This window comes from Candidatus Pseudomonas phytovorans, from assembly GCA_029202525.1.
GTDB lineage: Bacteria > Pseudomonadota > Gammaproteobacteria > Pseudomonadales > Pseudomonadaceae > Aquipseudomonas > Aquipseudomonas phytovorans.
The window spans coordinates 2,871,004-2,894,517 of sequence record CP119325.1 but is presented as its reverse complement, the minus strand read 5'-3'; the positions used below and the strand labels follow the sequence as shown (position 1 = coordinate 2,894,517).

The window sequence follows — 23,514 nt, the reverse complement described above, 5'->3', positions numbered from 1 at the left end:
TTCAGCGACCGGTTTTGACAGACCGCTGACGTTGTCCTCATGTGCACACTTTTATGGTGGCTGTACGTGCGGGCACCCTCTGGTGCGCCGAGTGCCAACGTCTCGGTCTGTCAACCCGCGTACAGCTGCCACCCTCTTGTTTGACAGCAAGGTTGAGGTAGCTCCACTTTTCGACGTTGGAGTTACAGCATGCTAAAGATCGTTCCAGATCCACCTCACAAATCTCTCTGCCTTGAAGACACGCTGATCGAAGCCACGGATTACGCGCTGTGCGCAGCGACCGTCGTGCATCAGGCAATGCTGCTGCAGCCCAAGTCACCAGCGTCGATTCTGATGATGACCTCGATGCACGAACTGGAGACGCTGCGAGCATTGCTTGAGTCCGCGCTGGTTCAGCTACAGACACCCACTGAAGCCGCGACTTCGCACTGACGCTTAACTGGTTGCGTGGCCTGGGCACGGCCCATAACCGGCAAGCCAGGCCCCGACAGTGAACTGACCTACATCACAGGCCTCAGCGCTTGTGAGCCACTGTGGGGGATTGCTGGCGATGGCGTTGACCCAGGTTCTCGAGATTTCGGGGAGATTGAACAATGTCTACAGAAGAAACCAAATTCACCGTCGGCAAAACCACCTTCTACCAAGGTGAAAACCAGACCCATCCGCTGTTCCGAATCGAACCCGGCATCCCTTGCCAGAGCGCCCGTGAGCAAGCCTCGGAGCTGATGGGTTACGCGCGGGATATGACCTTGGACGGTTTGATGGAAGACAAGCCGCAGCTGATCTGGGCCTCGCACTACATCTGCGCTTTGGCCAAGGCCCTGCTCGACGATGCCGAACTGGGCATGATAAAAGGTCCTTGACTACTCTCATCCTCCCGGCCCAACGTCCCACCCTGGAGCGGATTCATCCGCGATGGGCCGCATAGCGGCCCGACCAGTCCAAGCATCAGGAAGTTGGCAAGCCTCTCTGAGCCAGCCTGGGACGCCAGTTCAAGTTGACCTGCGATCATTGAACGTCCTCAGCCATGGCCAAGCTTTGTCTCACTTGGCGAATACTCTTGGTGATTTCTGTAGCAGGTAGCAAAGGCAAGCTGGTGAACTCAGCCCCGATCAATCGTTCCTCATCCAAATCGAATGGAAGCGCATGCAGTCTTAATTCACCGAAGTCAAACGGTGCCAACGGCTGCTTGAAGTCGGCCCAAGACGGGTAAATCAGCACCATCTCCCCCTGCCCTCTCAGGTACTTCTGCCCATAGGCATACAGCTGATAGAAATCGCTTTGGCTCAATCCATATTTGTTTGCGCGATCTGCCCCATTCAGGCGCTTCCATTTGGTATCCACTACCCATTCCTCACCGCCGTGCCGCACCAACAGGTCCGGCTCTAAGCGGAAGATAGGTTTCCCTTCGTGTACGCAAAGAGAATGCCTTGAGGCTTGTGGGATCACCTTGGCGCCAGTCAGCATATTCCGTTGCAGCCACCCTGCCACATATCGCTCAAATAGCTTTTCCATTGGAAATAGCAGACTCATACCTTGCCATTCGCCGCTCACGGCGATTGGCATCTGCTGGTTAAGGATCAGCTCGCACCAGAGTTTGATCGGCTGGTAATGCGCCAAAACGCGGTCTCGACTCCAGGCACGAAAATCTGCTTGGACCTGCTTACTGCTGGGTATCTCAACAAGCATGGAACGCAGCTCGTTGGCTAGGCGCCATTTGCTCGCATCCTGTGTGGTCTTGGCCACCTGCTCCAACGCCATTTTGAGCAGTCGATTTTCAGCGCGATCTGGTAGGAACAGATCGTGACGAATCTGAAAATGATGTTGTCGCCCCAAGGGCTGGCGCATCTGTGCCACTACATTCATCTGCCCCCGCAGAAAACGCTGTTCCTCTTCGATGCGTTGATAGTCGAAACGCACGCCGCGTTTGACCAACAGATCTAGTTCTCGGAGAAACTCACCCATCACCCACTCGCTCAGGGGAGCATCGAATAACTCCAAACTGGTCACAGAGGCTTCGCGGGGTTTGAGTGATAAAGCGCTTTGAATCAGCTTGCGCAGCAACTGACGGCTTTGAAGCACACAATCGCCGCGCTCGAAGTGCTTGGGCAAAATTTCCAGCCGAGTGCCGCAGGGTGCTTCCAACACCCCTACATAGCTGTCCCACTTGAGCGAGCGGCGCCCCTCCACCTGTAGCAGGGTCGCACCGTTGCGACTGAAACTGGCACTGAGCTCACACAACCAATCAAAGGCGCTAGAGGACACTTGAGCCAAATCCAATGAAGGCGTCACTGCCTCAGTGGTCAGACGTGCATATTCACGAACGGTAATCAGCGCGCGGTTCACGTTGGTTAGCCCAAGATGTTGCGGTAGCTGGAAAGCGAGCCAAATGCATCGTTATTTAGCTCCCAGCGTTGATCGTTTAGCTTGCCAGCTACCTCACTACCAAATAGGGTCAAAAGCCCCTGCTCGGTAAGCGGTCGCTGTATGAAGGGATCAGTGCCATTGGCCTTAGCATGGTGATCATTCAACACCCAGCCGATACGTTCCCAATCTTCGAAGAAGTACTCCTGCAACAACGGCAGTATCTGATTGCGGAATATCAACTTCAATCGATCGAGACTTGGCTCGGCCTGCAGCGGCATAAAGTAGGCATGCCCAAGACAGTGATCGCGATCAAGCAGCACCTCGATGCGCTGGTTCATCACACGCAGCAGTTCGCCGATCGGCACGCCTTCCACTTCAACTTTATCCAGGAGATCTGGCCGAGGCGGCATCTCTCGGAAGGTAAAGCGCCTGCGCAAAGCGATATCAACACCCGCCAACGAGCGGTCAGCAGTGTTCATGGTGCCGATCAAGTAAACATTTTTTGGAACGCTGAACCGCTGCTTGGAATACGGCAGCACCGCTGACAACGCTTCATCGGCGCCCGCCCGCTTGGATGGCTCGATTAGAGTGATCAGCTCGCCGAAGATACGCGAGACGTTGCCCCGATTGATCTCGTCGATGATCAGAACGCGAGCATCACTGCCAGGCCCACTATCCGCCGCCGGCACCGCCTGGCTTAGCATATGCTCTATCAGCGGCGCCAATATGTTGTTGTAGCCGTTGACCATGATGGGCTCGAGACTCAATCCCGGAAGCTTCTTAATCGCCTCTTTGTCACGAATGTCTTGCAGGGTAATCTGACCAGACCGTACAGCGTCGGCCAATGTATTCAACAGACGGATTGACAAGCCCAAAAAATTGCCATTGGGCTTCTGGAGCTCCAGCAAATCAGCACTGGCGTAAATAACTTGGTAGCCCCGGCTAAAAACCTGCCCCGTGCTGAAGCCCGCAGCAGTCCCTACGCCCGCTACGCTTTGAGCTCCCAACAGCGCCTGCAATTTTTCCTGACTCAGCGTCGGGCTACATAATTCATATAGCGTCGTCTGAGTGAACTGATTATTGAGCAGTTCGATATGTGGTAGTGATGGCCTGTACTGACGCAACCACTTCACTGGCCGCATTTGCGAGTAGTCTGCCTCATACTCAGGGTGAGCCTTGAAGCTGTAGTCACCCGTGATTTCACCAATGGCCCGGAACTTGAAATTCCCATCGCTGACCACCAACAAGTCACCCGGCTTCATCTTGGTCACGAAGGCAGTAACACTGGTCAGGCTGTAATCCATAGCCCCGTCCAGCGGAACACCTTCATCAGCAAAGCGCTGCTGCACATCGCTACGGCTCTTACAACCGCCGAAGTTGATTGCCCCACCGTATCCCAGCAGGACATAGCCCCCCCGCAAGCATTCTTCATAGATGCTGGCATCTCTGCCAAGCGTATTGCCCAATGACATCTTCCAGATCCGACGGCTGCCCAGCTCTAGCGGTGCCTCAGTTTGTTGGAGGACTTTGACAGCCGCCACTTCGCACAAGCTTTTGAAAACACCATCCACGACTTCATAGCGGAGCTGTCCACTGGACTCGTCGCTCTCGGCACGCAATCCCTCTACGAAATCCTCATAGCTAAAGCTCTGGTGGAATGTTACGAAACGGATTCGCCCATCTTTTACTAACTCATCGAAGCGAGCCTTTAGCGAAGCACGATCAGCTTTCCAAGACTGCAGAAATGCGGCGTCCAATACCTCTAGCGCAGCCTCGATAGTGGCGTAAGTTTTACCGGTACCCGGAGGCCCAAACAGGATCTGATTGAGTGGCACACTGGGCATAACAGCAGGTCCTTTAAAGGTCACAGGATGGACGTCATCATCGAGCTCCGTCCCCTCATAGGCGCTGCACAGCGCTTCCAGGGCCTCGACTCCACTTAAGGTGATGCACACAGCCTCACGACCATTGGCCAGTTCAGGAGCACATGAGCGCAAGTTACTATTGCGGCTCCGATCAGGGAGGTAGTCATCACGACTTAACGGCGGCTCGACCATTGTGTTCAGCCAAGCGCCTGGAGCCACAAACAGGGTCAGCTTCTTTCCTTCTCGGATCAGCGCCAATTGCCGCCCATTGATCAGCCGATAACCCGCGACCTTCTGCGTCGTATTAATGGGAACAAAACGCTCAGGCTGTTCGTTGAAATAGGCCAGCGCCTGCTCGCCCACTGCCTGCTGCTGCAGCCAAGACTTAGCGGTAGCCCAGCAGGTGTCGGCATAAGCAAACATGTTTTGATCGCCACGCCCATCGAGCAGCTGTCGCTGTAATGCTGGTGCAGAAAGTGCACTAGGCTGGTTTGTGGCAGCACGCAGAACCCGCAAACCATAAATGGGCAGCACGCATGGCTGCTCGGGGCGCTGGTACAAAAAAGCCAATTTCCATTTTAGTGCTGGCCCCAATCGAGCCTGCTCCACCGCGTCCAGATCACCGGCTCGAGCCGCGTTGGCGATAAGCATGATCTGGCCAAGTACCTGAGCAAAAGCCTCGTCGGCCGTAGCCCCGTACTGGCTGTACCACGCGTAATTAGTCGAATAGGATCGCTCGCTATCACTGACCTTTTCGGTTTCGTCACGTCGCGAGTAGACACCGAACTTAAACGCAGAACCGCCCCATATCGAACCCAGCGACTCAGTCAATATTTCGACCCAGTAAACGAAGCAGTCCTGATCACCCGAATGGCTGTATTGCACCAGCCTCATATTCTCCAGCGCTTCCAGCGGCCAGCGATGTAAAAAGCTTTCCCAGAGTGCCTGACGCTCTTCGATGGGCTCATTCATGCATGAGTCCTCAGCAGCCGGCCAAACTCCGCCACTTGAACCTCAGAGGCGCCGTGCAATATGCCCTGGATCAACGGACGGCGCTTTTCCAACAACTGATCCTGCGTAGCTTCGAAGGTCTGCATGCTTTGATCAGGTAAAGTCGGGTAATACACGTACACATCCTTTTTTCTTGACCAAGGAGGCACTGGCTGCGCGTCCTTGCGGGAAATTCCGCAACAACTTTCAGCGTTTTCCTACAGGAGATCAAGCTACATCGCGATCCTAAAAGTCCAAGCAGCCGTTCTGCTTGTCACTCGCAACGCAAGAGCTCCGCTTGGATCGCGATTTGACCAGTGACCATTCCCCCGCTAGCACATCACCCTCCGGAACCGCGCTGGCCACGGTGCCCCCGGGAGCGGACCACATGGACGCGCCGCCAATGTTGTAGCCATAGCGCCAGGTGCCCGGACGCTCGCGCGTCCATGGCGCCCAACAAAAAGTTGGTCAAGGTGCTCGGCACCACGGTCAACAGGTAGCCTCAACGGAAATAAAAAAGTGCCACCGACGGAAAAGGTCCCGGGGCGAGCAATCTGCGAAAATGCACTGTCGGGTGAACCGCTGATGCTGTTGCCGCAATCCCCGAGAATCAAGCCGCTGATGCTGGATCGAAACTGCAGAACCACACCGAAAGGGCCGGAGTCCGAAGCGATGGTCAGCTGCACCGTACGCTGCTGCAGGTAAAGGAAAAGATTTTCGCCCGCGGTCGTCCCCAGCCCGCCGAACTGGCGCAGTTACGACCCAAGGGACAGCCATAAAGACTGGCCAGGCGCCCAGAGCCCGAGATACTGAAGACCTGTCACCGTGAAGTGCCTGGGGTGGGTGTCACGTTGCGTCACCTGCTTTGAGATGTTCAGGTGACACAAATCTCTAACGGGGAACAAGACGCTGTCTTCCCTAAGCGCGCCATGAACCCAACATTCAAAGCGGCTTGTTGATGGCCGATGCTGTGCTCCGATTTTTCAGGAGCCCGTTCACCATGATGCGACCCGACGCCAAAGTCGAAAAGGTTTACCTCTATCCCAAGCCTGCCGACTTCCGAAAATCCATCGATGGACTGGCCGCTTTGGTGGAACTCGATATCAAGGTGGCCTTATTCGATCCGGTGCTTTTCGTGTTCCTCAACAAGCCACGCAACCGCGTGAAGATCCTCTATTGGGAGCGTAACGGCTTCTGTCTCCATCCAGGCCTTGAGCTGCCCCATGACATGGACACTCATATCCTGCCGGGCTCTTTTACGAACATCATCGCTTTTTTGCCGGTAGGCAGTTTCGATGCCATAGAGCTTACCGATCATTTTTAACGCGACATCCGTACGCCCCGTCTTGCCTTTGGGCTGCACACTCTGCGCTTCAAGGAACTTGCGCCGCACATGCGCCCAGCAGCCCAAACGTTCAACACCTGCTCGCGCACCCACCCCATTATAGCCGGAGTAATCGTCCGTCATTTGATAGCCGCGGTAGCGATCAAGTAGGCGCTTCGGCACATCCTGAGCCAGGCTGGGTGCGTACTTGAAAAGGATCACTGCCCGATCAGGCCGCTCCCCCCTGTCTGTACCGGGTCGCATCATGGTAAACGGGCTCCTGAAAAATCGGAGCACAGCATCGGCCCGTTTCGAATGCGGGGTTCATGGCGCGCTTATCGATAAGCAGATCTACGTAGGCTCTGAGTCAACGCTCTATCGTGTACTTCTAGCTGCAGGGCGGAGGCGGCACCGAGGACACGCTCAGCGCCCTGGGCGTAATGGCGAGCCGATCGCAGAATACAGATCCAATTCATGCTCTATATATCAACGGACAATGATAGCGAATCAAGAGTTCTTGAATCACCAATCAACCATAATTCCACCACTGCATTGGTTTACGTCGCACCAATAAAAAAGGCCATTGAAAATCGAAATCGGCAAAAATATAGGATGGATATCGAGCGTATTTTATAATTTCAGCCATCCTAAATGCGGAGCAACCATAAATTTATCGCCCCGCACTCACCCTAACAAGAGACTTTGAACTTAGCCAGCTTAGGTCCTGAGTAAATCTTTTCACAGCACTAGTTGAGTCACCTACTACTCCCTCATAGAACTTTGCAACCGAAACTAACGAGATATGAGTATTCGCTTTACCTCCAGGTGCAAAAATATTTAACTCACCAACTTTAGGTGGTGTACAAACGCCCTCAATCAAAACCAAATCCAACAACAAAATTCTGCGAGAATTGACCAGCAATCTGGGCTCAATCACAATCAAGCTGTTTTTGACAGCAAACAACACTTCGCCTAAACAATGCGTAAAGCAACGCGTGATTTCATCCTCAGCATATCCTTCATCCAGGAGGATAGTGCGAGCATTATCATAAGAGTAGCCCGCACGCATCAAAGCATGTGAAAAATCAAGCGGCGTCAGAAAGCCGCATGCCTGAAGAACCCGGCGCAGTTTGGTATGCACCGTTCTCACTTGAAAGAAGTCAAAAGTCGAAGGCATCTCCAGCATATGCTTCAAGTCTCGAAACAAGCTCGAATAATAGCCGGCACCATCCAAGTACTCCACAAATAGTGCTTTAGGAAACTTAGCTCTCGTTAAAACTCTCGAAGACCGAGTCTGATCTACAACTTTATGCGAGACACTCCCTGAATCTCCAGCATAAAATTGCGCCTGAATGAATACACTTTGACACCATCCAGGCGTATTGTAGGGAAGTACGAAATCATATGCCCGAGTTTTTGTAGGATCACCTTTCAAATCATCTACGACCTGTAATCCAACGCTTACCTCACCAAGGCCTGTTGCTGCTGATTTAAGGACTTCAGACTGAACACCTCCAGCATCAATTACAACATCATCTAAATTGTAGTCGACGCCGGCCTTCAGTCCCCACATAGACATGCAACGACGAAGAATTTTTTCAGGGAGGTGCCCACTCTGAGCGGCAACGGAACCGCGCACTTTGAATGCTACAATCGGCGACAGTAACTTTTTCTCGAAACCAGGATTTTCACTCCGGAGCTTGAAGAAACTATAACCTAGCACCCAAAGCTGCTCAACGGAATCCTCAGAATCCAAAATGCTATTAATATAGCATTTCAACAACCATGTCGCCTCAGCTTCCAAGTCAATAGGCCCTGAATAACCACTGGCTAATACCAACGCATCTGAAATCAGCTTACATATTCTTTCTTGCTTTATGACACGACCAAGGTCCTGGCTTTCAAATCGCACTTTGCCGTTAAGCCTAGACCGAACTACGGGAAATGATGATTTGCCTTCGACTGTATTAAGCCAAACAGGGAATTGACATTTATTATTATTATCCGACTTTCCCGTAACCAAAAAAAGCATAGACACTAGCGAGTCAACTAAACCATTTGCCTCAACTAGAGCATCGTGAATTGTTGACTGTTTCGAAATAATATTTTCGATTTCAGCCACGCAATATACCGCCATTTTTTCAGCATTACAGTCTTCAGGACTATTGAAACTATTCGTTGCCGCGCCTAGCGACTCGAGCAAAATGGACACCTTCGAAAGCTCTTGCCTATAGGTGTCAGTTTTTGTTACCTGCTGAATTGACGCAGTGATCCAAGAGTCAAACTCAGCAACTTTTTCTTCGAGACTTAGACTGACAGCTGGCAGTTTCAAAATTCGCTTCCTTGAGTAAAAAACTGTGTATAGATTGCGCAAAAACCCGCCCTACGGGAGGCGACACTGCATTCCCTACCAAACGATACCCGTCTACGAGACTAATTGTGTCCTGAGAAAACTCAAATTTGAAATCATCCGGAAACCCTTGCAATCTAGCGCATTCTCTCAAAGAAAAAGGCCTATCAGATTTTGGATGCAAGAAATATCGCGGATTGTGGAAATTAGTCAATACCGTAGGTGAGGGCGCATGCCAGAGCGGTCGCTTGTATAGTCCTGAGCAGAACATCGCTCCTTTGAGATCAAACTTCCCAGAGATCTCTTTCAGGTAGTTTTTCTCTAGCAAGCTACGGACGCATGAATAAACTTCAGTGACACCTGAGAAGTGTGAAATCACATCTAGCGGCAGTGGATTTCCGTTTGGTATAGTGCCATATTTTTTATGCCGTCTATTTTTACTTATGGCCTCAAGAACCTTAACTTCGTTCTCAGTCACTGGACCAAAGTAATCAGGTATGCGCCAAGTATACACAGAGGTATCTGAATGCCTGACATTGCAAAGCTTCTGGCCCGGTCCTATCTTCGAAAAAATAAGCTGGAGATCTGGCTTCCAGTTATTGGCTATCTTATGTCCATCAACTGAATCGTCTAGCATCTCAAGGTCGGACATAGCATCAGAAATAGTTTTGACGGGAGCTAGCTTACCCTGCCCTCCTGAAAATAAGTCTGCATCCATGGAGATGGCCGACTCACCGTTTCTGCTTTTTACGTCATTAGTAGGTTTCGGCCATACAAATGAATCACTTGCTAAATCTTCTCTGACACCGATAAAATAAATTCTGCGCCTATGCTGCGACACCCCAAACGCTGCTGAATCGAATAACTTGTAGATGACGTCATAACCAACGGCTTTAAATTCATTCACAATTGTTTGCAAGAATGAACCTTTAAAATTTTGAGACAACCCATCTACATTTTCAGCCAGGAAAATCTTAGGCCTCAATTTTTCTACCGCAGACTTCATTTCCAAGTAAAGAAGATTTCTGTCATCACTCTGGCGCTTAGGCCCAGCTTTAGAAAAGCCTTGACATGGAAAACCTCCGAGCACCACATCGCAAGAACCCAATGACTCCATATCACTATGAAATTCGGCGCTCCTTACATCTCTAACATATGCCCGCTCATCGATATTAGCTTTATATGTAGCGATAGCAGCAGGATCATTATCACAAGCGTAGATAAGATCGAAACCTAGCTCTTTAAAGCCGATGTCCAAACCACCGCATCCAGCAAAAAGACTTACAACTGAAGGCTCAAAATTTACGCCACTCATTTTCACTAGACCGCCGCTAACGCCACTGAATAAACATGGTAATATAGCACCAACTGTAAATCATTGGAAGCAAGATGATTAAGATTGACCATTTCAACCTACTCCCACCCAGGTCAGAGGATATCGTCAAAGTGCGACATATCCTGGCTAATGGTCGAGAATACAAGCTAACTGAGCTGATAAATAAATCTAAGCTTACCAAAACCCAGGTGCTCTGCAGTCTTCAACACCTGGCCAACAGCGGGGACGTGATGATATTTACCGCCGGCAAGACGAAGACTTTTAAATTAGCAAGCGAACCCGAAGAACAACAATCGCCCGACTCTATTATCGAGAGCAAAAAAAAACCACCAAATTAATGGTGGTTTTTCTCAAATAATGGTCGGGACGGAGTGATTCGAACACTCGACCCCTTGCACCCCATGCAAGTGCGCTACCGGGCTGCGCTACGCCCCGACTGGGCTTGAAGCATGTTCTCAATGTTGCCGAGAACGTTGAAGAATTTACCCTAACCCCCTGATAAATGGAAGCTTTTTCTCAAAAAATTTCCCACTCATCAGAAAAACCCAGGCTCACTTCTTCAACACCACCAGCACATCCTCCAACTCAACAATCATCTGCCGAATCAGCTGCTTGTACTGGCTAGATTCATCCTTAGCCTCATCACTGGAAAGCCGCAACCGAGCCCCGCCAATGGTGAACCCCTGCTCATACAGCAGCGCACGAATCTGGCGAATCATCAGCACGTCTTGCCGCTGATAATACCGCCGATTCCCCCGCCGCTTCACAGGGTTAAGCTGGTCGAACTCCTGCTCCCAATACCGCAGCACGTGTGGCTTAACGGCACACAACTCGCTCACTTCACCAATGGTGAAGTAGCGTTTGCCCGGTATGGGGGGCAGTTCGTCGTTATGGCTTGCTTCCAGCATAGGCCTCAACCCGGGCCTTCAACTTCTGCCCTGGACGAAAGGTGACGACGCGCCGTGCAGTGATCGGGATCTCTTCCCCTGTTTTGGGGTTGCGGCCCGGCCGCTGGCGTTTGTCGCGAAGGTCGAAGTTGCCGAAACCGGACAGCTTGACCTGCTCGTTCTCTTCAAGTGCGTGCCGAATTTCTTCGAAAAACAGCTCGACCAGCTCCTTGGCCTCACGCTTGTTAAGCCCCAGCTCCTCGTACAGCCTTTCGGCCATCTCAGCTTTCGTCAGAGCACCCATGCCGTTATTTCCTTAACGTGGTGTTCAACCTTTGTTCGAGCGAGGTGAGGATGTTTTGCAGGGTAGTGTTCACCTCATCGTCGTTAAGAGTGCGCGATGGATGCTGCCAGGTCAAGCCGACGGCAAGGCTTTTTCTATCAGGATCAATGCCTTTACCTTGGTAGACATCAAACAGCCTGAGGTCTGTGAGCCATTCGCCTGCATTGTCACGAATTAATTCAAGCACCGCGCTAGAAGCAACATCACGTCCTGCAATCAAAGCCAGGTCGCGACGGGTTTCCGGGAACTTGGACAGCTCGCTGAATTTCGGCAGGCGGCCTTCGACCACGTCGCCCAATACCAGCTCGAACAGGAACACCGGGCGATCCAGGCCCAGGGCTTTGGCCAGCTCTGGGTGGATGGCGCCGAGGTAGCCGACCAGTTTGCCGTCGCGCTCGATGGCGGCGGTCTGGCCTGGGTGCAGGGCTGGGTGTTTGCCGGCGCTGAAGGTGAAGTCGCTCAGGGCGCCGGAGTAGCCCAGCAGGGCTTCCACATCGGCTTTGACGTCGAAGAAGTCGACGCCGTCGCGGCCGTTGGCCCAGCCTTCTGGCAGGCGGCTGCCGGTGATAACGCCGGCGATCATTGGCTGCTGCTGCAGGTCACCCAGCTGGCCAACGAAGCGCAGGCCGCTTTCGAACAGGCGAACGCGGTCTTGCTGGCGGTTCAGATTGTGCTGCAGGGCTTTGACCAGGCCCGGCCACAGCGAGGCACGCATGGCGGCCATGTCGCTGGAGATGGGGTTGGCCAGCAGCAGCGGCTCTACGCCCGGGCTGAACAGTTCGAACAGTTTCGGGTCGATGAAGCTGTAGGTGATGGCTTCCTGGTAGCCGCGGGCAACCAGCAGGCGGCGCAGGTTCGGCAGGTCACCGCGGGTTTCCGGCTTGCCCTGTGGGGCCAGGCGGGCTTGCGGGTAGCGAACCGGCAGATTGTTGTAGCCGTACAGGCGGGCCAGTTCTTCGATCAGGTCCACTTCCAGGCTGATGTCGAAGCGGTGGCTTGGAACGGTAACGGTCCACTCCCCTTCCGCGCCTTTGGCCGTGGTCAGTTCCAGGGCGTTGAGCAGCTGCTCGACCTGGGCTGGGTCCATTTCCATGCCGAGCATCTGGGTGATGCGTTCGGCGCGCAGGGTGACCGGGGCCACTTGCGGCAGGTGCTGTTCGCTGACGGCTTCGACGATCGGGCCGGCTTCGCCGCCGACGATGTCCAGCAGCAGCTGGGTGGCGCGTTCCATGGCTTCGCGGGCCAGCTGCGAATCGACGCCGCGCTCGTAGCGGTGCGAGGCATCGGTGTGCAGGCCGTAGGAACGGGCTTTACCGGCAACGGAAATCGGCTCGAAGAAGGCGCTTTCCAGGAACAGGTCGCGGGTTTTTTCGGTGTTTACACCGCTGTGCTCGCCACCCATGACGCCGGCGATGGCCAGGGCGCGGGTGTGGTCGGCGATCACCAGGGTGTCGGCGCGCAGGGCAACTTCCTGGCCGTCGAGCAGGACGAGTTTTTCGCCCTCTTCGGCCATGCGTACGCGGATGCCGCCGTTGATTTCTGCCAGGTCGAAGGCGTGCATCGGCTGGCCGAGCTCGAGCATCACGTAGTTGGTGATGTCGACGGCGGCGTCGATGCTGCGCACGTCGCTGCGGCGCAGGCGCTCGACCATCCACAGCGGGGTCGGCTTGCTCAGGTCGACGTTACGGATAACGCGGCCCAGGTAGCGTGGGCAGGCAGCCGGGGCGCTGACTTCGACCGAGCGCACTTCGTCGTGGGCTGGCTGTACGGCTGGCACTACCGGGCGGGTGACCGGGGTGTCGTACAGGGCGCTGACGTCGCGGGCCAGGCCGGCGATGGACAGGCAGTCACCGCGGTTCGGCGTAAGGCCGATTTCGATGCTGGCGTCGTCCAGGCTCAGGTAGGTGCGAATGTTCTCGCCAACCGGGGCATCGACAGCCAGTTCCAGCAGGCCGTCATTTTCTTCGCTGATTTCCAGCTCGGCTGCCGAACACAGCATGCCGAAGGATTCGACGCCGCGCAGCTTGGCCTTTTTGATCTTGAAGTCGCCAGACAGCTCGGCGCCGATCATGGCGAACGGAATCTTGATGCCTGGGCGGGCGTTAGGCGCGCCGCACACGACCTGGAAGGTTTCCTGGCCGTTGGTTACCTGGCACACGCGCAGCTTGTCGGCGTCCGGGTGTTGTTCGGTGGCGAGGATTTCGCCCACGACAATGCCGCTGAACTGGCCGGCAGCGGGGGTAACGCTGTCGACTTCGAGGCCGGCCATGGACAGGCGGGCGACCAGTTCGTCACGGGAGACTTGCGGGTTTACCCAACCGCGCAGCCACTGTTCACTGAATTTCATGCTGTTCTCCTAGAAGTTGCGTCGGGCATTGACCTAGCGGAATTGCGCGAGGAAGCGCAGGTCGTTGTCGAAGAACAGACGCAAATCGTTGACGCCATAGCGCAGCATGGCCAGGCGCTCGGCACCCATGCCGAAAGCAAAGCCCTGGAACTCTTCAGGGTCGATGCCAGACATGCGCAGCACGCTCGGGTGCACCATGCCGCAGCCCATCACTTCGAGCCAGCCGGTTTGCTTGCACACGCGGCAGCCATTGCCGGAACACATCACGCACTGGATGTCGACTTCGGCGGACGGCTCGGTGAAGGGGAAGAACGATGGACGGAAACGCACCGCCAGTTCTTTTTCGAAGAATACGCGCAGGAATTCTTCGATGGTGCCCTTGAGGTCGGCGAAGTTGATATCGCGATCGATCAGCAGGCCTTCGACCTGGTGGAACATCGGCGAGTGGGTGATATCCGAGTCGCAGCGATAAACGCGGCCCGGGCAGACAATGCGGATCGGCGGCTGAGTCGACTCCATGGTCCGCACCTGCACCGGCGAGGTGTGGGTACGCAGCAGCATGTTGGCATTGAAGTAGAAGGTGTCGTGCATCGCCCGGGCCGGGTGGTGGCCGGGGATGTTGAGCGCTTCGAAGTTGTGGTAGTCGTCTTCAACCTCTGGGCCTTCGGCAATGCCGTAGCCGATGTGAGTGAAGAACTGCTCGATGCGCTCGAGTGTACGGGTGATCGGGTGCAGGCCACCGGTGGCCTGGCCGCGGCCTGGCAGGGTGACGTCAATGCATTCGGCAGCCAGGCGAGCGCTGAGCTCGGCTTCTTCAAAGGCGGCCTTGCGGGCATTGAGCACAACGGTGACGCGCTCTTTGGCGTCGTTGATCAGCGCGCCGACTTTCGGCCGCTCTTCGGCTGGCAGGTTGCCCAGGGTCTTCATCACCTGGGTCAGTTCGCCCTTCTTGCCGAGATAATTAACCCGGATCTGTTCCAGGGCATTGATGTCTTCAGCGCGTTCCACGGCCTCTAGGGCTTGGGAGACCAGCGCATCCAGGTTTTCCATGTACAGACTCCAGATACGAAAATAGGGGAAGAGCTTTGAAGGCTCTTCCCCTATCGATGACGTTCAATGCCCGACGGCGCTAGCGCCGCCGGGTGATTGTCGCGGGTACTTAAGCCAGAACGGCTTTAGCTTTCTCGACAATCGCAGCAAACGCCGCTTTTTCGTTCACTGCCAGATCAGCCAGAACCTTACGGTCGATTTCGATCGAAGCCTTTTTCAGACCAGCGATGAAACGGCTGTAGGACAGACCGTTAACGCGGGCACCGGCGTTGATACGAGCGATCCACAGTGCGCGGAACTGACGCTTCTTCTGGCGACGGTCGCGGTAGGCGTATTGGCCTGCCTTGATGACCGCTTGCTTGGCTACGCGGAATACGCGCGAGCGTGCACCGTAGTAACCTTTAGCCAGTTTCAGAATTTTTTTGTGACGCTTACGAGCGATAACGCCGCGCTTAACACGAGCCATGAGTAACTTCCTCTATCTTAACCAGAATTAACGAACGCGCAGCATGCGCGCGACTTTCGCCACGTCGGACGGGTGCAGCAAGCTGCTACCACGCAGTTGACGCTTACGCTTGGTCGACATTTTGGTCAGGATGTGGCTCTTGAAAGCGTGCTTGTGCTTGAAGCCCGAAGCTGTCTTCAGGAAGCGCTTCGCAGCACCGCTTTTGGTTTTCATTTTTGGCATGTTGGAACTCCGCATTCGTTAAAATTACACATAATCATCAGGCCTGCCGTGCCCGGGAGATTACTTCTTTTTCTTGGGGGCGATGACCATCATAAGCTGGCGTCCTTCCATCTTAGGATGCTGCTCAACGGTGCCGTATTCAATCAGGTCGTTTTCAACCCGCTTCAACAGCTCCATGCCCAGCTCCTGGTGGGCCATCTCACGACCACGGAATCTCAGAGAGATCTTGGCCTTGTCCCCATCACTAAGGAAACGTATCAGGTTGCGTAGTTTTACCTGATAATCCCCATCCTCCGTCCCTGGACGAAACTTGATTTCTTTGATCTGGATGATCTTCTGGTTTTTCTTGGCTTCGTTGGCCTGCTTCTTCTTTTCGAAGATGTGCTTGCCGTAGTCCATGACCTTGCAGACAGGCGGTAACGCGTCTGCAGAGATTTCTACCAGATCCAGCTTCGCTTCATCAGCGATACGCAGCGCTTCATCAATCGAGACGATGCCAACCTGCTCGCCGTCTGCGCCAATTAACCGAACCTCGCGGGCCGAGATATTCTCGTTGATCGGGGCCTTCGGTACAGCACGCTTATCGTTTCTCATTTCACGCTTAATAGTCATTACTCCGATTCTTGGCGACCACGCCGGGAAACCGTCTGTGTCAGCAGCTCAGCGAATTGCGCGACGGGCATGGAGCCCAGGTCTGCGCCTTCACGAGTACGCACTGCAACGGTTTGCGTTTCGACTTCGCGATCCCCTATAACCAAAAGGTACGGGACCTTGAGCAAAGTATGCTCGCGGATTTTAAAGCCGATCTTCTCATTTCTCAAGTCCGACTTGGCACGGAAACCGCTACCGTTCAGAGATTTTTCAACCTCAAGGGCAAAATCGGCCTGTTTGTCGGTGATATTCATGATCACCGCTTGGGTCGGAGCGAGCCACGCCGGGAACACGCCAGCGTAGTGCTCGATCAGCATGCCGATGAAGCGCTCGAACGAACCAAGGATGGCGCGGTGCAGCATGACCGGGCGCACACGGCTGTTATCTTCGGCGATGTAGCTGGCATCCAGGCGTTCTGGCAGGTTCGGGTCGTACTGCAGGGTACCACACTGCCAGTTACGGCCGAGGCAGTCGCGCAGGGTAAACTCGATTTTCGGGCCGTAGAAGGCGCCCTCGCCTGGCTGGTATTCCCACTCAAGGCCCGATTCGTTCAGGGCGTCGGCCAGCGCCGCTTCGGCACGGTCCCACAGCTCTTCGGAACCGACACGCTTGGCCGGACGGGTGGACAGCTTCATGGCGATGTCGCTGAAGCCGAAGTCCTTGTACACATCCAGGGTCAGCTTGATGAAATCGGCGGCTTCTTTCTTCACCTGTTCTTCGGTGCAGAAGATGTGCGCGTCGTCCTGTACAAAGCCACGCACGCGCATGATGCCGTGCAGGGCGCCGGACGGCTCGTTACGGTGGCAGGCACCGAACTCGGCCAGGCGCAGCGGCAGGTCGCGGTAGCTTTTCAGGCCTTGGTTGAACACCTGCACGTGGCATGGGCAGTTCATCGGTTTTACCGCGTAGTCACGGCTTTCCGACGAAGTGGTGAACATGTTCTCGGCGTAGTTGGACCAGTGGCCGGAACGCTCCCAGAGAATACGGTCGACAACCTGCGGGGTCTTGATTTCCAGGTAGCCGTTGGCGCGCTGAACCTGGCGCATGTACTGCTCGAGCACCTGGTACACGGTCCAGCCGTTGGCGTGCCAGAACACCATGCCCGGGGCTTCTTCCTGCAGGTGGAACAGGTCGAGCTGCTTGCCGATTTTGCGGTGGTCGCGTTTTTCGGCTTCTTCGATGCGCTGGATGTAAGCGGCCAGCTGCTTCTTGTCGGCCCATGCGGTGCCGTACACGCGTTGCAGCTGCTCGTTCTTGGCATCGCCGCGCCAGTAGGCACCGGACAGCTTGGTCAGCTTGAATGCCTTGAGGAAGCGGGTGTTCGGCACGTGCGGGCCACGGCACATGTCGACGTATTCTTCGTGGTAGTACAGGCCCATGGCCTGCTCATCCGGCATGTCTTCGACCAGGCGCAGTTTGTAATCTTCGCCACGGGTCGTGAACACGTCGATGACTTCGGCGCGCGGGGTCACCTTTTTGACCACGTCGTAGTCTTTCTCGATCAGCTCCATCATGCGCTTTTCGATGGCAGCCATGTCTTCAGGGGTGAAGGGGCGCTCGTAGGCGATGTCGTAATAGAAGCCTTCGTCGATAACCGGGCCGATCACCATCTTGGCGGTCGGGTACAGCTGCTTCACGGCGTGGCCGACCAGGTGGGCGCACGAGTGACGGATGATCTCCAGTCCCTCTTCATCTTTAGGGGTGATGATCTGCAGGGTGGCGTCGTGGCTGATCAGGTCGCAAGCATCGACCAGTTTGCCGTCGACCTTGCCGGCGACGGTGGCCTTGGCCAGGCCGGCACCGATGGAAGCGGCGACGTCGGCTACGGATACGGCGTGATCAAACGAACGTTGACTGCCATCGGGAAGAGTAATAGTGGGCATGGCGCCTCCTCTCCTAGTGGTGACCCCTACCAAAGGTCACGTGGGTTGGGATGAGCCAGTACAAGATCCGACCTGCCTCCCTTTATAAGGAAGCCTGCCTCACAGTGGCAGAAGCCTTTCGGCTTGCAAGGGACGAACCAGAGTGACTGGAAAGAAAAAGATAGCTGCGGCCGGCACAGCGCGACCACAAGCCGAGCATGCTAGCACGCGGGTTGCACCCCAGGCAGAAATATTTGGAAATTGCACCGCAGGGGTGAACTATCGCGGAAAAATACCGCTCAGACCTTGGGAAGCAACCTACTCTTGATGAGACCTTGACCCAAGGAGTAACTGGTTATGAGATTTCAGTCCCTTCTGGCCGTATGTGCCATGAGTGCCCTGCTGCCGCTGGCGGCCCACGCAGGCGATTTCCCGCCAGGCAAGGAGCAGGGCTACATGGCTCAGTGCCGGGAAGTCGCGACAGGCCAGGGCGTGAGCGCCGAAATGGCGACCAAGCACTGCTCGTGCGGCGCCCAGGCCATCAAGAAAAACTTTACCGACGCGGAAATTGCCGACCTCGACAGCAAGGACGGGGTGGATGCCAAGCTGATGGCCAAGGCCCAAACCGTGGTCAAACAGGCCTGCGCACCCCATAGCTGAAGCCTTTAAGCCGGGGTTGACGAAAATTTATTTGCGCTAGATCAACATCTAGTGAAGGTAAAAGGCGCTACATCCGCAGAATTAGACTATGATGTGTTCTGTGCCAGGCAGCTCAGGCGCTTAGGCACTTCGAAAAAATTCAAGTTTCTGGAGATTCATCCCATGTCCAATCGCCAAACCGGCACCGTCAAATGGTTCAATGATGAAAAAGGCTTCGGCTTCATCACCCCACAAGGCGGCGGCGACGACCTGTTCGTTCACTTCAAAGCCATCGAATCTGACGGCTTCAAGAGCCTGAAAGAAGGCCAGACTGTTTCCTTCGTCGCCGAGCGCGGCCAGAAGGGCATGCAGGCTGCACAGGTTCGTCCGGAGTAATTCGGAAGCTGTGAAAAAACCCGCCCTCGTGGCGGGTTTTTTTATGGGCGCTGCGCAGCCCTGCCGCGGCCTTTTCGCGGGGTTACCCGCGAAAGGCCCTTCGATCAACCGCAGTTGACGCGGGTTACGTTGCCCTGCTCGTCCACGTTTAGGTTAAGGCGGTCGGAGCGGTACTCCAGGGTTACCACATCATGCGGCTTGAGAATGCGTGCCGTCTGCGAGCCACTGGCCTTGCGCGCCTGCTCCAGCAGCTCGGCGCTGCCGGGTTTGCCCATGGCGAAATCGGCGCCGCTGGCGTCGCAGCGGCCATCGTTGCCAGCCGATGCGGCCGGTGCATCGCCACCAGCGTTGCCACCAGTGCTGCAACCAGCCAGGACAGCAGCCACCGCCAGGGTTGCCAGGTAAGCACGGGTACGGAACATGAAGCCTCCTAAATGGGTCCGGGAACTGTCTGTTCCGACAGCTCCGCTCAGTATTCGTTGCAAAACCGGTCAAGTCTGCCTGAACTCTAGCACCGAGGCGAAAAGCAATCGTGACCGGATTTTGCACAACCCCCTGCGTTTGCCATATGCTTAGCGCTCACGGTCACTGGCGCAAAGCCATGATTTGCTGCAAGAAGTGGAGTGCATCCCGCCTCCATCGAACACCAGGGTCAGGTGTTCACTCCTTCGTTCCGGGCCCCAAGCGAGAGCTTTTCATGAGTACCCATAGCATCGATGCCGACATCAAGGTCAAATGGGCGGAGGGCCAGAGCGCGTACAGCCCTGGCACACCGGAAGAGTTGCTGTTGATCGCCATTGACCTTTTGGTACGCGACAACGGTGCCGAAGCGGCACGCAGCTTCATCGACCAGGTGTTCGAGCGCTACGCGCCCCACACGGCTATTCCAATCGCGACAGACGGGCGCTGAGCAGGTCGAACAGCCCCTGTGCATCGCCCTGCTCTACCCACAGCACATTGGCCGGCTGCTTGAGCACGCCGTACCAGTCGGCAATGGTCTGACCGAAGGTCGGCCCTTCGCGGCTGTCGATGCTCATGTGGATGCGTCGGCCACTGAACAGCTCGGGTTGTAGCAGGTAGGCGATGACACTGGCGTCGTGCACCGGGCCGCCTGGCATGCCGTACAGGTCCATGTCGTGGGTGATGTAGGCATTCAGGATATCCACCACGCGTTTGCTGGCCTGGTTGTTCACGGCTGCCAGTTGTTCAAGGCGGGCGTCGCTGGTCAGCAGCTTGTGGGTGACGTCCAGCGGCAGGTAGATCAGTGGTACGCCGCTGGCCAGCACCACTTGGGCGGCATGCGGGTCGGCGTAGAGGTTGAATTCCGCCACCGGGGTGATGTTGCCGCCATTGAAATGGGCGCCACCCATGACCACCACCTCCTTGATGCCCTTGACGATCTCCGGGCGCTGGATCAACGCCAGGGCCAGGTTGGTCTGCGGGCCGAGCATGGCAACGGTGATGCTGTGGGGCTTGGCTGCGCCGAGGGTGTCGACCAGGTATTGCACCGCATTGCCTTGGGCCAGAGGCGCTTTGGGCTCGTGAACCTGTACGCCGGTGAGGCCTTCTTCACCATGAACGTCGGCGGCATAGATCGGCGCGCGCACCAGTGGCCGGCCGGCGCCGGCATAGACCGGAATGTTTTCACGCCCCGCCCATTCGCGGGCCAGGCGGGCATTGCGCGAGGTTTTATCCAGGCGCACGTTGCCGGCCACCGTGGTGATGGCGCGGATATTGAGTTCGTCGGGCGAAGCCATGGCCAGGAACAGCGCGACCACGTCGTCGGCGCCTGGGTCGGTGTCGATGATCAGGTCGATGGGGGCGGCCTGGAGGGTGGTGGCTGTGGCGATGAAGGCGATTCCTTGTAGCAGGGGTTTGAGCATGGGGGCACTCCTGTTGCCGGAACAGAATACGCAAGCACGCCGCGGTGTGCTTTAGGTGGGAGCGGCCTTGTGTCGCGAAAGGGTCGCGAAGCGGCCCCAGGTTCTCAGCTCCGCAGCATGAAATGCCGGGGCCGCTTCGCGACCCTTTCGCGACACAAGGCCGCTCCCACACAAAAAACCGTGTTTCGCCTGTTAGAAGGTGACGCCGGAGATAAGGGCGATGTTGCTGTATGGCTGACACTCACCGGTACGCACCACCGCACGGGCACTACGCGACAGTACTTTGAAATCTTCATGGCTCAGCCATTCCCGCTTGCCCAGCTTACCCTTCAGCCGCTCGATCTCGACCAGCGCTGGCGGCACCACTTTCTGCATTTCTTCAGCCAGCACATGCCGCTCTACCTGCAACTCGCTCAGCACTACCCGCAACACGCTGGCGAAATCCGGCAGGCCGGACGTGACGGCCAGGTCGATCAGTTCCACGCCCGGGGGCACCGGTAGCCCGGCATCGCCGATCACCAGGATATCGCCATGCCCCATACCGGCAATGACCCGCGACAGGGCAACGTTCAGCAAGGGGGTTTTCTTCATGGTGCCAGCTCCGCCAGATAGGGAATCGACGGCTGGGCACCGGCACGGGTAACCGACAAGGCGGCGGCACGCTGGCCAAAGGCGATGGCCTCGCCCTCCTCAAGCCCCCGCACCAGCCCGGCAGCAAAGCCACCAATAAAGGTATCGCCAGCCGCCGTGGTGTCCAGCGGTTGCACCACCGGCGCCGGATAGTGCCAATGGCCTTGAGCAGTCACCAGCAAGGCCCCTTGCGCACCCAGGGTGATGATGACCTTACCCGCGCCCAGTTGTAGCAAGCGCTCGCCAGCACGCAGCGCACTGCCCTGGTCAGTGACGGGCATGCCGGTCAGGGCTTCGGCCTCGCTTTCATTGGGCATGAGGTAATCGATGTGGGCAAACCACTCTGCCGGCAAGGGGCCAGTGGCAGGCGCCGGGTTCAGGATTACCTGCTTGCCCAGTTCATGGGCCCTGGCCAGTGTCCAGGCCACGGTGTCGACCGGCACTTCCAGTTGGCAGATGACCACCTCGGCCGACTGCAGCAGCGCATCGAAGCGCCGCACCGCCTGTGGCGTCAGCAGGCCGTTGCCGCCGGGAATGATGACAATGCAGTTCTGGCTGGCAGCATCCACGGTGATCAGTGCCACACCGCTGGACACCCCGGGGCAAGTACTGACGCCCTGACAGTCGATGCCTTCGACATACAGCGCACGGTGCAGTTGCCGGCCGTAGTCATCGTCACCCACATTGCCGATCATTGCCACGCTGCCGCCCAGCCGTGCTACCGCCACCGCCTGGTTGGCGCCTTTGCCACCCGGCACGGTGAAAAAGCTTTCGCCGGGGAGCGTTTCGCCAGCGCGGGGCAGGCGCTGGGCGCGGGCCACCAGGTCCATATTGAGGCTACCGACCACCACGACCTTCGCATTCATGACGTTTCCTTAGCGCTAGCGGTAATCGTTGAACAGGTCCGGGCGTGGCCCGGTGGACTCACGTAGCACAATGCGCGGGGCTACGATGCGTTGCTCCGCCGCGCCTTGCCGGGGTGTGCCTATACGTGCCAGCAGCAGTGAAGCGGCGCTCTCGCCCAGCTCGCGAATCGACTGGCCCACCGTGGTCAGCGGCGGGTACACGTAGCGGCTGAGCTCGATGTCGTCGAAACCGATCACCGACAGCTCACCCGGTACGCTGATATTGCGTTCGGCTGCAGCACGCAGTACGCCAAACCCGATCATGTCGTTGCCGGCAAAAATCGCTGTGGGCCGCTTGCCCTCCAGCAACTGCGCCGCTGCGGCATGCCCACCTGGGCTTGTGAAGTCGCAGTGCAGCACACGGCTGCCCGGCACCGGCGCACCGACTTCGGCCATGGCACGGCGAAAACCGTTCAGGCGCAACTGGGTAACCCCGGTTTCGGCGGGGCCGCCGATATAGGCAACGTCGCGGTGGCCAAGCTCCAGCAGATGCTGGGTGGCCAGGTACGCGCCGTGCTCGTGGTCGATGCGCACCAGGTCGGCATCGACGCCTTCCAGCTCACGGTCAACGATGACCATCGGCGTGCGCACGCATGCCAGGCTTTGCAGCAGGTCGCTGTCCTGGCCCACCGAGGCCACCACCAGGCCGTCGATGCGCTTTTCCAGCAGCACGCGCAGGTAACTGCGCTGCTTCTTTGGGTTGTCGTCGGAGTTGCACAAAATCACACAGTAGCCGTTGCGTTCGCAGGCGTCTTCAATCCCCCGCGCCAGCTCGGCGAAGTACGGGTTGACGCTGTTGGGCACCAGCAGGCCGATGGTGGCCGTGCTGCGGGCCTTGAGTGAACGCGCCACGGCGCTGGGCACGTAGTCCAGCTCGATAATGGCGGCTTCAACCTTCTGCCGCACGTGTTCGCTGACCGGCCGGGTCTTGTTCAATACATGGGACACGGTGGTGTAGGAAATACCCGCCAGTGCCGCGACATCTTTGATGGTTGCCATGG

The 23,514-nt window shown here is 56.4% G+C and carries 23 protein-coding genes, 1 tRNA gene and 2 pseudogenes; 7 read left to right on the top strand and 19 right to left on the bottom strand.

The window, feature by feature from the left end:
* Positions 1-189: 189 nt before the first annotated feature.
* Positions 190-432 carry a hypothetical protein gene (locus tag P0Y58_12945; GenBank protein WEK33045.1) on the top strand — a complete coding sequence of 81 codons (243 nt, stop codon included), beginning with the start codon at positions 190-192 and terminating at the stop codon, positions 430-432.
* Between the two features lie 161 nt (positions 433-593).
* Entirely contained in the window at positions 594-863 is a 270-nt protein-coding gene (locus P0Y58_12940) for a DUF3077 domain-containing protein (GenBank protein ID WEK33044.1), read from the top strand.
* 145 nt (positions 864-1,008) lie between these two features.
* Here P0Y58_12940 and P0Y58_12935 read toward each other — a convergent pair whose 3' ends face one another.
* Both P0Y58_12935 and P0Y58_12930 read right to left on the bottom strand, forming a co-directional pair.
* Positions 1,009-2,346 carry an McrC family protein gene (locus P0Y58_12935; protein ID WEK33043.1) on the bottom strand — a complete coding sequence of 446 codons (1,338 nt, stop codon included), beginning with the start codon at positions 2,344-2,346 and terminating at the stop codon, positions 1,009-1,011.
* 5 nt (positions 2,347-2,351) lie between these two features.
* Positions 2,352-4,211, bottom strand: a complete 1,860-nt coding sequence (locus P0Y58_12930; protein WEK33325.1) for an AAA family ATPase — start codon at positions 4,209-4,211, stop codon at positions 2,352-2,354.
* Positions 4,212-6,225: 2,014 nt separating this feature from the next.
* On the opposite strand from P0Y58_12930, the pseudogene tnpB reads away from it, so the two are divergent.
* Positions 6,226-6,366 (top strand): annotated as a pseudogene (gene tnpB / locus P0Y58_12925) (IS66 family insertion sequence element accessory protein TnpB).
* Between the two features lie 54 nt (positions 6,367-6,420).
* Here tnpB and P0Y58_12920 read toward each other — a convergent pair.
* The 3 genes and pseudogenes from P0Y58_12920 to P0Y58_12910 all read right to left on the bottom strand — a co-directional run bounded on the left by P0Y58_12920 (position 6,421) and on the right by P0Y58_12910 (position 10,211).
* A pseudogene (locus tag P0Y58_12920) lies at positions 6,421-6,780 on the bottom strand (transposase).
* A gap of 436 nt (positions 6,781-7,216) precedes the next feature.
* The gene (locus P0Y58_12915; GenBank protein ID WEK33042.1) at positions 7,217-8,878 is read right to left on the bottom strand and encodes a hypothetical protein; all 1,662 of its coding nucleotides are present in this window, start codon (positions 8,876-8,878) and stop codon (positions 7,217-7,219) included.
* Positions 8,832-10,211 carry a DNA cytosine methyltransferase gene (locus P0Y58_12910; protein ID WEK33041.1) on the bottom strand — a complete coding sequence of 460 codons (1,380 nt, stop codon included), beginning with the start codon at positions 10,209-10,211 and terminating at the stop codon, positions 8,832-8,834. Before P0Y58_12910 ends, P0Y58_12915 begins: the two co-directional genes overlap by 47 nt.
* A 74-nt stretch (positions 10,212-10,285) precedes the next feature.
* Between P0Y58_12910 and P0Y58_12905 the strand changes: the two genes are divergently transcribed.
* On the top strand, positions 10,286-10,570 hold the full coding sequence (locus P0Y58_12905; protein WEK33040.1) for a hypothetical protein: 285 nt from the start codon (positions 10,286-10,288) through the stop codon (positions 10,568-10,570).
* 20 nt (positions 10,571-10,590) lie between these two features.
* On the opposite strand, the gene P0Y58_12900 is transcribed toward P0Y58_12905, so the two are convergent.
* The 9 genes from P0Y58_12900 to thrS all read right to left on the bottom strand — a co-directional run bounded on the left by P0Y58_12900 (position 10,591) and on the right by thrS (position 18,081).
* A tRNA-Pro gene (locus P0Y58_12900) sits at positions 10,591-10,667 on the bottom strand.
* A gap of 116 nt (positions 10,668-10,783) precedes the next feature.
* Positions 10,784-11,140 carry a MerR family transcriptional regulator gene (locus P0Y58_12895; GenBank protein WEK33039.1) on the bottom strand — a complete coding sequence of 119 codons (357 nt, stop codon included), beginning with the start codon at positions 11,138-11,140 and terminating at the stop codon, positions 10,784-10,786.
* Entirely contained in the window at positions 11,121-11,423 is a 303-nt protein-coding gene (gene ihfA / locus P0Y58_12890; GenBank protein WEK33038.1) for an integration host factor subunit alpha, read from the bottom strand. Before ihfA ends, P0Y58_12895 begins: the two co-directional genes overlap by 20 nt.
* Before the next feature lie 4 nt (positions 11,424-11,427).
* Entirely contained in the window at positions 11,428-13,809 is a 2,382-nt protein-coding gene (gene pheT, locus P0Y58_12885) for a phenylalanine--tRNA ligase subunit beta (GenBank protein WEK33037.1), read from the bottom strand.
* 33 nt (positions 13,810-13,842) lie between these two features.
* Positions 13,843-14,859 (bottom strand): phenylalanine--tRNA ligase subunit alpha, encoded by a 1,017-nt coding sequence (pheS, locus tag P0Y58_12880; GenBank protein WEK33036.1) that lies wholly within the window; start codon positions 14,857-14,859, stop codon positions 13,843-13,845.
* Between the two features lie 109 nt (positions 14,860-14,968).
* The gene (gene rplT, locus P0Y58_12875; GenBank protein ID WEK33035.1) at positions 14,969-15,325 is read right to left on the bottom strand and encodes a 50S ribosomal protein L20; all 357 of its coding nucleotides are present in this window, start codon (positions 15,323-15,325) and stop codon (positions 14,969-14,971) included.
* 27 nt (positions 15,326-15,352) lie between these two features.
* Positions 15,353-15,547, bottom strand: a complete 195-nt coding sequence (gene rpmI / locus P0Y58_12870; protein ID WEK33034.1) for a 50S ribosomal protein L35 — start codon at positions 15,545-15,547, stop codon at positions 15,353-15,355.
* A 60-nt stretch (positions 15,548-15,607) separates the two neighbouring features.
* Entirely contained in the window at positions 15,608-16,159 is a 552-nt protein-coding gene (infC, locus tag P0Y58_12865; GenBank protein WEK33033.1) for a translation initiation factor IF-3, read from the bottom strand.
* Positions 16,159-18,081, bottom strand: a complete 1,923-nt coding sequence (thrS, locus tag P0Y58_12860) for a threonine--tRNA ligase (protein WEK33032.1) — start codon at positions 18,079-18,081, stop codon at positions 16,159-16,161. The genes infC and thrS overlap by 1 nt, the downstream gene beginning before the upstream one ends.
* 336 nt (positions 18,082-18,417) lie before the next feature.
* On the opposite strand from thrS, the gene P0Y58_12855 reads away from it, so the two are divergent.
* Positions 18,418-18,720 (top strand): hypothetical protein, encoded by a 303-nt coding sequence (locus P0Y58_12855; protein WEK33031.1) that lies wholly within the window; start codon positions 18,418-18,420, stop codon positions 18,718-18,720.
* 162 nt (positions 18,721-18,882) lie between these two features.
* Entirely contained in the window at positions 18,883-19,095 is a 213-nt protein-coding gene (locus P0Y58_12850; protein ID WEK33030.1) for a cold-shock protein, read from the top strand.
* A 104-nt stretch (positions 19,096-19,199) separates the two neighbouring features.
* Here the strand turns inward: P0Y58_12850 and P0Y58_12845 are convergent, their stop codons facing one another.
* Positions 19,200-19,517, bottom strand: a complete 318-nt coding sequence (locus P0Y58_12845) for an I78 family peptidase inhibitor (GenBank protein WEK33029.1) — start codon at positions 19,515-19,517, stop codon at positions 19,200-19,202.
* A 275-nt stretch (positions 19,518-19,792) separates the two neighbouring features.
* Here P0Y58_12845 and P0Y58_12840 point away from each other — a divergent pair, with 275 nt between their 5' ends.
* On the top strand, positions 19,793-20,005 hold the full coding sequence (locus P0Y58_12840) for a hypothetical protein (protein WEK33028.1): 213 nt from the start codon (positions 19,793-19,795) through the stop codon (positions 20,003-20,005).
* Here P0Y58_12840 and P0Y58_12835 read toward each other — a convergent pair.
* The 4 genes from P0Y58_12835 to P0Y58_12820 all read right to left on the bottom strand — a co-directional run bounded on the left by P0Y58_12835 (position 19,977) and on the right by P0Y58_12820 (position 23,512).
* The gene (locus P0Y58_12835) at positions 19,977-20,978 is read right to left on the bottom strand and encodes a nucleoside hydrolase (GenBank protein ID WEK33027.1); all 1,002 of its coding nucleotides are present in this window, start codon (positions 20,976-20,978) and stop codon (positions 19,977-19,979) included. The two genes, P0Y58_12840 and P0Y58_12835, sit on opposite strands and share 29 nt — an antisense overlap.
* A gap of 192 nt (positions 20,979-21,170) precedes the next feature.
* Positions 21,171-21,569 carry a D-ribose pyranase gene (rbsD, locus tag P0Y58_12830; protein WEK33026.1) on the bottom strand — a complete coding sequence of 133 codons (399 nt, stop codon included), beginning with the start codon at positions 21,567-21,569 and terminating at the stop codon, positions 21,171-21,173.
* Entirely contained in the window at positions 21,566-22,474 is a 909-nt protein-coding gene (gene rbsK, locus P0Y58_12825) for a ribokinase (GenBank protein WEK33025.1), read from the bottom strand. Before rbsK ends, rbsD begins: the two co-directional genes overlap by 4 nt.
* A 15-nt stretch (positions 22,475-22,489) precedes the next feature.
* Complete coding sequence (locus P0Y58_12820; protein WEK33024.1) at positions 22,490-23,512, bottom strand: LacI family DNA-binding transcriptional regulator; 1,023 nt, start codon at positions 23,510-23,512, stop codon at positions 22,490-22,492.
* Positions 23,513-23,514: the final 2 nt, after the last annotated feature.

Excerpts from the sequence above, each read along its gene's own strand:
- P0Y58_12945 (WEK33045.1), top strand. The coding sequence starts at position 190 with ATGCTAAAGATCGTTCCAGATCCACCTCACAAATCTCTCTGCCTTGAA.
- P0Y58_12940 (WEK33044.1), top strand. The coding sequence starts at position 594 with ATGTCTACAGAAGAAACCAAATTCACCGTCGGCAAAACCACCTTCTAC.
- P0Y58_12930 (WEK33325.1), bottom strand. The coding sequence starts at position 4,211 with ATGCCCAGTGTGCCACTCAATCAGATCCTGTTTGGGCCTCCGGGTACC.
- P0Y58_12910 (WEK33041.1), bottom strand. The coding sequence starts at position 10,211 with ATGAGTGGCGTAAATTTTGAGCCTTCAGTTGTAAGTCTTTTTGCTGGA.
- P0Y58_12905 (WEK33040.1), top strand. The coding sequence starts at position 10,286 with ATGATTAAGATTGACCATTTCAACCTACTCCCACCCAGGTCAGAGGAT.
- P0Y58_12895 (WEK33039.1), bottom strand. The coding sequence starts at position 11,140 with ATGCTGGAAGCAAGCCATAACGACGAACTGCCCCCCATACCGGGCAAA.
- ihfA (WEK33038.1), bottom strand. The coding sequence starts at position 11,423 with ATGGGTGCTCTGACGAAAGCTGAGATGGCCGAAAGGCTGTACGAGGAG.
- pheT (WEK33037.1), bottom strand. The coding sequence starts at position 13,809 with ATGAAATTCAGTGAACAGTGGCTGCGCGGTTGGGTAAACCCGCAAGTC.
- pheS (WEK33036.1), bottom strand. The coding sequence starts at position 14,859 with ATGGAAAACCTGGATGCGCTGGTCTCCCAAGCCCTAGAGGCCGTGGAA.
- rplT (WEK33035.1), bottom strand. The coding sequence starts at position 15,325 with ATGGCTCGTGTTAAGCGCGGCGTTATCGCTCGTAAGCGTCACAAAAAA.
- rpmI (WEK33034.1), bottom strand. The coding sequence starts at position 15,547 with ATGCCAAAAATGAAAACCAAAAGCGGTGCTGCGAAGCGCTTCCTGAAG.
- infC (WEK33033.1), bottom strand. The coding sequence starts at position 16,159 with ATGACTATTAAGCGTGAAATGAGAAACGATAAGCGTGCTGTACCGAAG.
- thrS (WEK33032.1), bottom strand. The coding sequence starts at position 18,081 with ATGCCCACTATTACTCTTCCCGATGGCAGTCAACGTTCGTTTGATCAC.
- P0Y58_12855 (WEK33031.1), top strand. The coding sequence starts at position 18,418 with ATGAGATTTCAGTCCCTTCTGGCCGTATGTGCCATGAGTGCCCTGCTG.
- P0Y58_12850 (WEK33030.1), top strand. The coding sequence starts at position 18,883 with ATGTCCAATCGCCAAACCGGCACCGTCAAATGGTTCAATGATGAAAAA.
- P0Y58_12845 (WEK33029.1), bottom strand. The coding sequence starts at position 19,517 with ATGTTCCGTACCCGTGCTTACCTGGCAACCCTGGCGGTGGCTGCTGTC.
- P0Y58_12840 (WEK33028.1), top strand. The coding sequence starts at position 19,793 with ATGAGTACCCATAGCATCGATGCCGACATCAAGGTCAAATGGGCGGAG.
- P0Y58_12835 (WEK33027.1), bottom strand. The coding sequence starts at position 20,978 with ATGCTCAAACCCCTGCTACAAGGAATCGCCTTCATCGCCACAGCCACC.
- rbsD (WEK33026.1), bottom strand. The coding sequence starts at position 21,569 with ATGAAGAAAACCCCCTTGCTGAACGTTGCCCTGTCGCGGGTCATTGCC.
- rbsK (WEK33025.1), bottom strand. The coding sequence starts at position 22,474 with ATGAATGCGAAGGTCGTGGTGGTCGGTAGCCTCAATATGGACCTGGTG.
- P0Y58_12820 (WEK33024.1), bottom strand. The coding sequence starts at position 23,512 with ATGGCAACCATCAAAGATGTCGCGGCACTGGCGGGTATTTCCTACACC.